The organism is Paenibacillus sp. SYP-B3998 (genome assembly GCF_010820665.1).
Classification (GTDB): Bacteria; Bacillota; Bacilli; order Paenibacillales; family NBRC-103111; genus Paenibacillus_E.
The window spans coordinates 42522-52302 of record NZ_JAAIKC010000016.1 but is presented as its reverse complement, the minus strand read 5'-3'; the positions used below and the strand labels follow the sequence as shown (position 1 = coordinate 52302).

The window sequence follows — 9781 nt, the reverse complement described above, 5'->3', positions numbered from 1 at the left end:
TAGATAAAACAAAACACCGTCATTTTCTTGGTTCAACGAAACCAAAGGGATGAAGGTGTTTTGTTTTACCTTTATGATCAAGTATGAATAATGTCCGCCGGTCGGTTCCAGCAATATAAAAAAATCATGAGGTTTATACCACTTCATTGTCTTGGTGCGCTTCCATTCCTTCTCACTGCGGAACTTTTCAAACGGAATGCACGCAGCAAGATGAAAGTCAGAACCAATATCTATACCCACATAGAATGGGGAATATTATAATAGGTGGATGTAATGGCCTGTCCAGTATGGTCGGAAATGTGTTTCCTAAAGAAATCAAGCAAACTTTTGATGCTCTTCTGGAGAGCAGAACCGTCATTCCAGGTTCTCCATGACCTTCTGTCACCAGATGTTAATCAGTTGGAACTATCCTATCCGTCAATAAAAGAACGCACCTGAGCCTTTGCTTGGGATACGTCCTCCATACATGATTTCCAATTATTAATTAAAGCACATACGCGTATAGCATGTAGTTCTCTATCCAGAGCCCTAAATTGATTGATCTAAGCGCTACATCATATAAAGTAAGCTCCTACAGTTCTAGGACCAAATTGAAAAAACTGCGATTACAAGAATAGCCCTTGCATCGCAGTTTATCTTTTAATCTTATCCTAAACTCAAGGAACAGACCTTTTGGCAACCAGTTTAATCTAATTCAATTTCTACTTCTCTTATTTCATACCGGAAATTACCAAGTTATTGTATAGCTCGTTCCTGCCGTGGGCGTCGACCACGTATTGTTGGCTCCAGGCTCCCAGCTTTTGAGATTGCCTCCGCCATCCTTAATCATGGCTTTGAATTCATAATAGCGGGAAGCTCCAATGTAAGCTGTGCCTCGCCAGTCCGCCGTGGAGTTGCTGTACGTCAGCTTGAGAGGATAAACACCGGTTGTCCAGTTACCCATTTCCCAGCGGCTTCCCGTCACATATACGCTGTCCCCGGATACGGTTGGCGCGTTCTTCACAATAAAGGTGACTGGAATCGGAGTCATCGCAATCGCATCCCGGTAAACATCCATCAAGCCGGTCTTTGAGCCGTCCGCATTGACGAGGCTGGACATCCGAAGCAGAGTGAAACCGCCGGAATTGTAGTTAAACAGCATTTCGGCCACATTCTGATAGCCGCTTCCGTCACTGATCGGCAGTGCGTTCTCTCCATTGATGCGAATGCCCTTCTGGTTCGCCAGGTTCGCTACTTGAATGACTAACGATTTCGGGGCGGAATAATAAGGGCTTGTATAAGCTTGGCTATCGGTCATTTCCAAGCAGGTAAAGGTCAGATCGAGATTTGATCTCTTAAACTCGTCCAACAGCGTGCTGTAGTTGTAGTATCCTGCCCCTAATTCAGCTGCATGCGGCATGGAAGAGCTGTTCATCTGCCAATGAATCCCGGCCACCTTCGCACCGAGCGGAACACCGAAGACGGAATCGAAACGGCTGTGCGCTTTAGCAGCAATGGCCTTCAGATGCTTCTCCAACACACCCTGATACCAAGTCATGAAGTCTTTACCATACGTGGACTTTACGCCGTTGATGAAAAAATTATCACCATCGCTTGGCGGATTTACCTGAGAGAAAGCGGTTAGGCTCGTTCCCCAAGCGCTGTTGAGAGCGGAGATGGTGCCGTATTTAGTTTTCATGCCATTCTGGAAATCTTGCTTTGCCGTATCGGTGTACGCCTGCAGCTTGCCGCGCCCCGGGTAGTTCCAGCCATCGGCCGTATTATAGGATGGGAATCGAAGCTCACCCGCCGGGCCTCCGGAGAGGTAGATTTTGGCGATAATATCCTTGTAGCCGCTGAAATTCGTTGCAAAGGAGGCATAGAGCTCATCATATTGAGTCGATGTTCCTGTCCACCAGGGAGACAAGGTTTCGTAATCGTAATAGCCGGTTTCACTGCGCATCGTCATCTGGTCTTGAGTGCCCTTGTTCCAGAGCCAGGAAGGCAGTTTAATATTGCAGTCGTCACCGACGTTGCCCCCGCATTGATGCGTGGAGATTATCGGAATCCACTTCAGGCCCGCAGCACGCACCGTATCGGCATAAGTTTTGTAATAAGACCAGTCAAATACGTTATCGCCGCCCTGCTCAACGTCACCCCACCAGACGTCGGTTGTGAGGGCATAAATATTGTTATTCTTCAGTGCTGTCAGTTGGTTGCGGAATGCATTCCAATCCGTTATCTTGGTAAGCGGAGCCATCGCATAAGCCTTGTAATCACTGCGAATACTGGATGCTTCGGCTTGAGGTGCCGGAAAAACGAGGGAAACTGCAAGGATAACAGCGAGTGAAACGGCTGCATACTTACGAATTCGGTTAACTAATGATTTCATGGCTTGAAACATGATAATACCTCCTTAGGTTTGGGAGATCAGAACCGTTTTCTTCAGGTCAATCGTAAATCTCTGTTGGAAGACAGACAATCACTCCCTTGGACACAAAATTGTAAACGCTTACTAAAATAATTATAAAAATTTGCTCATGTTATGGCGATGGAAATTATTGTTGTGTAAGGTGGATTTTATTGTCTGATATTGTGTTAGCCCTATGTGCAACCCCATTCTTTTTATCTCCGCAGAGTAATAAAGTATTTGCTCGGATAACGAGCAGAATAACGCAATTATCCTTCCAATATCGGTAGCCCTGTCTTTACAAAGTAGAAAAGACTAATTAAGATAATGGAAAAAAAGCAAGGGAGAAAAATATGAAAAACTTTATTATCTTCGGGGCGAGTAAAGGATTAGGTGAGGCATTTGTCAAAGGGTTGCCCGAAACGGGTGATAACGTATGGATGGTTTCCAGAAGTCGCCCGGAGAGTTTAAAACTTAACGATGGTGTCCAAAGATATTGGATAGAAGCTGACTTATCGTTATCTGATGCAAGCAACAGGATCGCGAACACATTAAATGGCGTCACCGTAGATGTATTAATATATAATGTTGGGATCTGGGAGAACAAGGGATTTAGGGATGACTATGATTTTGAGAAAGATGGTCCAGACGAAATTGCAAAAATTATTAATGTAAATGTAACATCTGCAATTACTTGTATCCAAAAGCTGTTACCGAATCTAAAACAATCAGATAACGCAAAAATTTTTTTAATCGGATCTACGGCAGGCCTTGAAAATAATGATTTTACACAAATTTCATTTGTGGCTTCAAAATTCGGATTGCGTGGTATTTGCAATTCTTTACGGGAACATGTAAAGAATTATGGAATAGGTGTAACATGTATAAATCCAGGTGAAATTGCAACCCAAATTCCTTATGAAGACGGAATAGAGAAAGTCTTATCGGCTTATAATGGCACACAGATTCCCCTTCAGGATATCGTTTCATTAGTTAAGTGCGTCATGAATCTATCCAAGGCGTCTTGTGTGAAAGAAATAAATATTCCAGCGATGCTTGATACGAATGTATGATTGTGCTAATGGTGAACTTTAGTTCAATACATCAAGTGAAGGATGCCGATATCAAACGATCGGCGGCTTTCTCAGCTAACGGGAAGGATAACGTGATTATAGAAACAAAATTATAAACAAATAAATTTAATTAATATGTCAGATTTGTGACATGTGCGGTGCTAAAATCATGAAGAAAAAGACAAGAAAAATTATTGTTGGTGATAAGGAATACTTGTATGTGATTAACCAAAAGTATAATAACCATTCGAGTAACATTTCTTTAAAGGTATCCTTAGAGGGTTTTAAAAATTTAACGTGCACATTTCAGTTTTTTACATGGGACGATCCGATTACAGGGAGCCCGCTATTAGTGGGTGTTTCCTTGAAGAATAAAGAAACCAACAATAAGGAATTTTTTAATATAAATTATCCAAGAACGATTAGAGAATTCATTCTGTATGGATTAGAAAATGGATGGACAGGAGAAAACAAAATAGAATTCCAAGATGGAATCGATATTATCGGTAAGATGGGATATGAAGTTTCATGGCTCAAACCATAAAACAGACCGAGGATAGTTCATTGAAGCACGTTACGTTAACGGAAACGATAGTTAAAAATAAGGGGTTCTACATATTAGTCATGTACAGATTGGAAATCACTTTTCTTTCCTTTTATTTGTTTATGCTATTTATGACGATCATTCCCTACCTCTACACAGCTGTGCTGGGAGCAAGTCAATTATGCGGCAAGCAGGATCATCGAAATGTTTTACGAATACTCATGTGCCTATGGATATTATTGTCATTCTTTTTCCTCCCTTCTTCTTCTGAAGTAGCTCAAATGGCCAAATGGTCTGGGAAGATAGGTTTGTATATCTCTTTTGTATTCCCCATTTTCCTTTGGATCTACGGATGGCTGTTTCATCTCGCTAGAAAGGAACAGAAACAATGAAAAGTCAATGAAATTCGTGTTGTATAGTAAAAAGTTAATTGCGTGAATGAGGTACGGCCATGATGGATCCTAAATGCTGGACAGCGAACGGATCCGAAAACAATACAAAGAACGAGGCTGCCGCTAGATTAATTGGCAGCCTCGTTAAACGAATGGGCAGGTTTGTTTAATTATGGCTTGAAATTATTGAATACACTTTAGGCCCTGAATTTAGCACCTTATTTTAGACAGCCTATGGAGAAGGTCATAGAGAAATAAGAAAAGCCCCAGTTCTCGAGGCTTTTTGCATGTAATCATGTATCTGAGTCTACCCCTTATTTACGTGAGGCTATCTTCATCAGTACTACCAGATTGTGCCGTCCGTGCTTCTGCTAATTGTGCATGGGCTTGGTCAAGTTGTTCGTGCGCATTCTGTATAGATTGTCGTCGATGATTACTAACCGATTGTGCTTGATTCAATTCGCTTAATGCATCAGCTACGGCATTATGAGCCGCTGTTACTGCATCTTGCTGTTCGGATTGTTGGTCAGACATAGATACACCTCCAATTTGTGATTATTTAGGCAATCTTAATTTTTCCAAGATTTCACTGAATTATTCAGCCAGAAATATACTTGAGTGAAACCCATTTTTATTATGAGAGGTGGAAGGGGGATGGCCGATGATTCGGACAATGCTCTTGTCATTAATCGGATAATGTTTTTGCCATCCGACAAAACTGTTGGGTGACAAGAAAATTATCTCATTCCCGACTTATACTGATGAGGAAGCATTTGGTGAATGGAGTCGTTGGGGATATGAAATGACTATAAAAGTACAAGAAGAATCAATTGAGGATTGTCTCTTAGTATTAATACGGACTCAGGAAGTAAAGAAGATGTTCCTTCTTGCTTCTTTTTTATTGTCTATTTACTTGGTATAGCTTATTAGTGTACTATTACATTAATACAATAATTTAATTGCTTAGTTTCATTAAGAAGGAGAGATTTGGATGAGGGCATGGGTAGCTTTATTAAAAAAAGATTTTAAATTAACAAGAACTGTGTTTTTCGTAGGACTTGTCATTAATTTATTGATTGCCATGTTGACGTTATATATGGGGAGGCAAGCAGATCATACATTACTTATTTTCTTACCCTTAGCAGTTGCTATTGTTTTGCATGTTTTATATGTTCCGATTATTGTATTTATCAGTTTGAAAATAGAGGCAAACCAGCTACATTTATGGCTGCATAATCCTGGGCCAGCCTCTACATTGTTAATTAGTAAGATAGTGAACGGGCTGATGATGCTCATTATTTCATTATTGATGTTATATGTGATGTCTGGATTGCTGATCATACCCAAGTTTAACTTAATTGAAGCGTATTGGACGGATGCTTGGATATCGGGATTATTAATATTTCTTCATATTCTTATAATTTCTATCATAATTGGCGTTTGGGTGTTATTTCTTTGGGCGCTTTACCAATCCCTTAAATTTGCAATCGGGCGTTGGAGCTGGTTAGTCGTTATTGGGGCTGTTATTATACCTAGTTGGATAACTGCCCTATTCGAAACCACTAAACTGTATAGTTTAGTAACGAAATGGGGAAGTATTACCTATGATTTTCCTTCTTTTTCAATACAGCCAATACAAACATATACAGGAGAATATTTGTATACCTTCATTTTTATCATTGGACTATTCTTCCTGAGCGCGTGGATCGTTGATAACAAAGTTGAGGTGTAAGAATGGAAGAATTTAATGCTTCAAAGCCCATTTATCTGCAACTAGCGGATCGAATCAATCGACAGATTGTAAGCAAAGAATTGAAAGCAGGTGAGAAGCTTCCTTCTGTCCGAGAAATGGGGATCAAATACAGTGTTAATCCAAACACAATTCAGCGTACGTACAGTGAGTTGGAGCGAGAGGGTATTCTGGAAACGAAAAGAGGTCAAGGTACGTTTGTTACGGAACAAGAGGAACGCTTGGTTCAACAACGTGAAAATTTAAAAAATGAGCAGATCCTATCGTTTGTTCAAGTCATGCAGGAAATGGGGTTCAGCTCTTATGAAATCATTTCAGGGCTACAGGATCACTTGAGCAAATTTGATAAAGGAGATGAGTAATTTGATTCAATTGACGAATGTTTCCAAGAAATATGTTAAACAGTCCGCGCTCAATAACATTTCATTCACTTTGCCCGTAGGTAAAATCATTGGCATTGTGGGTGAGAATGGCAGTGGGAAGTCAACGCTATTGAGACTTATTTCCGGACTGTCGCTTCCTACGAGTGGGAGGGTAACCGTAAATGGAGAGACTGCCAATCGAAGAATCAGCAAAGTGGTTTCTTATTTATCGGAGGTTGGTTCTTTTTATTCCATATACACAGTACGTGAAGCGATGGATTTCCAGGCTTCCCAATATACGGACTTTAACATGGCTAAAGCGGAAGAAATCATGAAGTTTATGCAGCTGGAGCCTCATATGAAAATAAAAAATCTCTCGAAAGGAAAACGTGGTCGCTTAAAAATCATGCTTACTTTGGCTAGAGAAGTACCCTACATTCTAATGGATGAACCGTTGTCCGGACTTGACCCCATGGTGCGTGAATCTATCGTTAAAGGAATGATTTCTTATGTTGACTTGGAATCTCAGACACTCATCATGACAAGCCATGAAATTGCGGAAATTGAATCCTTACTGGACTGCTTCATTGCGATCAAAGACGGATCTTTACTTAGAATGGCTGATATGGATGAATTACATGAATCAGAGGGTCTTAGTATCACGGATTGGATGAAGAAGAATTATGTCTAATCAGGGTTATCTGGGCTGGTCTGCTCATTATAATGGTAATTATTGGGAGGTTAGAATATGAGAGCAATTGTATACACCAATTACGGATCACCGGATGTTCTTCATCTGAAAGAGTTAGAAAAACCTACACCCAAGGACAATGAAATACTGGTGAAAAACTATGCGACAACGGTAACAGCAGGGGACTGGCGCATGCGAAAGGCTGACCCATTCGTTGCAAGACTTTACAATGGCTTGATTAGGCCAAAAAGAGTAACGGTACTAGGGTTTGAGTTAGCTGGGGAAGTTGAAGCAGTAGGCAAAGATGTAAAACGATTTAAGGAAGGTGATCAAGTTTTTGCTTTCTGTGGTATTGGCTTTGGTGCATATGCCGAGTACAAATGTCTGCTTGAAGATGGCATGGTGGCTATAAAACCGACCAATCTGACGTATGAGCAGGCTGCAGCTGTTCCAATTGGGGGCATAACCGCTTTGAATGCTCTTAAAAAAGGAAATATCGCAAGTGGAATGAAGGTTCTTGTTTATGGGGCTTCTGGAAGTGTAGGTACTTATGCGATACAGCTTGCCAAATATTATGGGGCGGATGTAACAGGGGTATGCAGTACCACAAATCTTGAAATGGTGCAATCTATAGGAGCCGATAGGGTAATTGATTATACGAAACAGGATTTTACAGCGAGTGGAGAACGTTATGATTTAATTTTTGATGCTGTTGGGAAAAAAATATCGAAAATTACAAAATCAACATGCAAGAAAGCGCTTCGCTCGAACGGAACCTATGTGAGTGTGGATATGTCACGGAAGGATCTTGTTGAATATCTAGTTTTTCTGAAGGAGCTTATTGAGGGAGAAAACATAAAACCGGTCATCGATAGATCCTATCCGTTAGAACAAATTCCCGAGGCTCATAGGTATGTCGAAAAAGGACACAAAAAGGGAAATGTAGTTATAACTGTGAGGACGTGAATTCAAAAAAGGAGATAAACAAATGAATATTAACACGAAAACAGCAATAATTGTGGAGGTCTCGTTGTTTCGTCTTTATTTGCTGAGAGCGCTGTACCTTCTTATTGTCGTGGGGCTCGGTATCGTGGTATGGCCTGGAGTCATCCACCACGAAAAGCCGTGGGAACTGATGGAAGGAGTGGTCGCCTGCATGCTGGCCGCCTTTTCGGCTCTGTCAGTACTGGGGCTGCGGTATCCGCTGCAGATGCTGCCTTTGCTTCTGTGGGAATTGGTGTGGAAGACGATCTGGATGATTGTCGTTGCGCTCCCACTGTGGACCTCCGGTCAAATGGACGAGTCAACCTTGGCGATAGCCTTAGAATGCTTGATAGTCGTGATTTTTCCTTTCGTCATCCCTTGGCGCTTTGTGTTTGCGCACTACGTGAAGAATCGCGGAGATCGGTGGCGCTGAGGGAAGATGGACAGCGCAGCCCGTGGCCGCCTCTGATCAGCCGAATGTGGGGATTAAAAGAAATCAAATTCCCGAGGCTCATAGGTATGTCGAGAAAGGACACAAAAAAGGAAATGTAGTCATAACTGTGAAGACATGAATTCAATAAGGAGACAAACCTATGAATACACACAAGAAGACCGCAATAATTGTGGGAGTACTATTTATACTTGCGACGGTTTCGTCGATAATAGGTCTTATTTTATATGACCCTATTCTAAATGATCCCGATTATCTTATTAAAGGTTCTGAACATGCAAACAAGGTGATACTGGGAGCGGTTTTTGAGTTAATTCTTGTCTGTTCAGCTATTGGCACTTCGATTACGCTGTTTCCATTATTAAGAAAGCAAAATGAAAGCTTAGCTCTTGGGTATGTTTGCTTCCGGTTTCTTGAAGCCGTTATTATTACTGTTGGTATAATCAGCGTACTATCCCTATTGACCTTAAGTCAGGAATTTGTAAAAGCAGGAGCTCCGAATGCAGCCTCTTTTCAAACTTCAGGTACATTATTAAAAGCCATACATGACTGGACCTTTTTGCTTGGCCCCAATTTCATGCTGGGAGTAAATACGATGCTTGGCAGTTATTTACTGTATAAATCAAAACTCGTTCCCCGGGTGATCTCAGGCTGGGGTCTTACCGGAGCAACACTCATTCTGATTGCCGCTTTGTTAGTAATGTTCGGTGTCATTCGTCAACTTTCAACATGGGGAGCCGTTTTGGCGATTCCAGTAGCCTCTTATGAAATGATTCTAGCGGTATGGCTTATAGTTAAAGGATTCAACTTATCTGCGCTCTCTTCTAAGTCTGCAAAAATGCAAACGACGAGCTAATAACAACACAATTAATTTAAGAGAAGAATCTAAATGAAAGCAATTGCAGGACAAAATTTGGATCACTTTGGTTGATAGCGAATTTGAGAAGTTAAGAGTGAATAAACAAGAACGGTTGATTTGAATGTTTTTGGCACACGAACAAGAGGTACTTCGAAGTTTAGAGAAGAAGCCATAAAAGAAACCCATGACTTGACGGTCACCTCGAAAATTGTTGTGCTGACGAATTCTGAAACAAACTGTCATTTTTCGCTCACACAAGTCTATGGGCCTGTTGAAGATGCTCATT

Annotated in this window: 11 protein-coding genes and 1 pseudogene; 9 read left to right on the top strand and 3 right to left on the bottom strand. The window is 41.1% G+C overall.

The features are described 5' to 3' along the window. Window positions 1-57: 57 nt before the first annotated feature. Together GK047_RS30760 and GK047_RS25645 are read right to left on the bottom strand one after the other, a co-directional pair. Window positions 58-243: pseudogene (locus tag GK047_RS30760) on the bottom strand (IS110 family transposase); the annotation flags it as partial. 484 nt (window positions 244-727) lie between these two features. Further along, window positions 728-2383, bottom strand: a complete 1656-nt coding sequence (locus tag GK047_RS25645) for a family 14 glycosylhydrolase (RefSeq protein ID WP_240344245.1) — start codon at window positions 2381-2383, stop codon at window positions 728-730. A 359-nt stretch (window positions 2384-2742) separates the two neighbouring features. Between GK047_RS25645 and GK047_RS25640 the strand changes: the two genes are divergently transcribed. From GK047_RS25640 to GK047_RS25630, 3 genes are all read left to right on the top strand, one after another. Beyond that, a complete protein-coding gene (locus GK047_RS25640; RefSeq protein ID WP_163953091.1) occupies window positions 2743-3462 on the top strand; it encodes an SDR family NAD(P)-dependent oxidoreductase in 720 nt (239 codons plus the stop codon). 169 nt (window positions 3463-3631) lie between these two features. Beyond that, window positions 3632-4006 (top strand): hypothetical protein, encoded by a 375-nt coding sequence (locus tag GK047_RS25635; protein WP_163953089.1) that lies wholly within the window; start codon window positions 3632-3634, stop codon window positions 4004-4006. An 80-nt stretch (window positions 4007-4086) separates the two neighbouring features. After that, window positions 4087-4398, top strand: coding sequence for an SLC5/6 family protein (locus GK047_RS25630; RefSeq protein WP_163953087.1), 312 nt, complete (start codon window positions 4087-4089; stop codon window positions 4396-4398). Window positions 4399-4716: 318 nt separating this feature from the next. On the opposite strand, the gene GK047_RS25625 is transcribed toward GK047_RS25630, so the two are convergent. Then, the gene (locus GK047_RS25625; RefSeq protein ID WP_163953086.1) at window positions 4717-4932 is read right to left on the bottom strand and encodes a hypothetical protein; all 216 of its coding nucleotides are present in this window, start codon (window positions 4930-4932) and stop codon (window positions 4717-4719) included. Between the two features lie 457 nt (window positions 4933-5389). On the opposite strand from GK047_RS25625, the gene GK047_RS25620 reads away from it, so the two are divergent. From GK047_RS25620 to GK047_RS25595, 6 genes are all read left to right on the top strand, one after another. After that, window positions 5390-6130, top strand: a complete 741-nt coding sequence (locus GK047_RS25620; RefSeq protein WP_163953084.1) for a hypothetical protein — start codon at window positions 5390-5392, stop codon at window positions 6128-6130. A 2-nt stretch (window positions 6131-6132) separates the two neighbouring features. Then, the gene (locus GK047_RS25615; protein ID WP_163953082.1) at window positions 6133-6510 is read left to right on the top strand and encodes a GntR family transcriptional regulator; all 378 of its coding nucleotides are present in this window, start codon (window positions 6133-6135) and stop codon (window positions 6508-6510) included. Then, a complete protein-coding gene (locus tag GK047_RS25610) occupies window positions 6503-7201 on the top strand; it encodes an ATP-binding cassette domain-containing protein (RefSeq protein WP_163953081.1) in 699 nt (232 codons plus the stop codon). The genes GK047_RS25615 and GK047_RS25610 overlap by 8 nt, the downstream gene beginning before the upstream one ends. A 57-nt stretch (window positions 7202-7258) precedes the next feature. Further along, a complete protein-coding gene (locus tag GK047_RS25605; protein WP_163953079.1) occupies window positions 7259-8167 on the top strand; it encodes an NAD(P)-dependent alcohol dehydrogenase in 909 nt (302 codons plus the stop codon). A 22-nt stretch (window positions 8168-8189) separates the two neighbouring features. Beyond that, the gene (locus GK047_RS25600; protein ID WP_205516982.1) at window positions 8190-8618 is read left to right on the top strand and encodes a hypothetical protein; all 429 of its coding nucleotides are present in this window, start codon (window positions 8190-8192) and stop codon (window positions 8616-8618) included. A 160-nt stretch (window positions 8619-8778) separates the two neighbouring features. Beyond that, entirely contained in the window at window positions 8779-9492 is a 714-nt protein-coding gene (locus GK047_RS25595; RefSeq protein ID WP_163953077.1) for a DUF4386 domain-containing protein, read from the top strand. The last annotated feature ends 289 nt before the right edge of the window (window positions 9493-9781 follow it).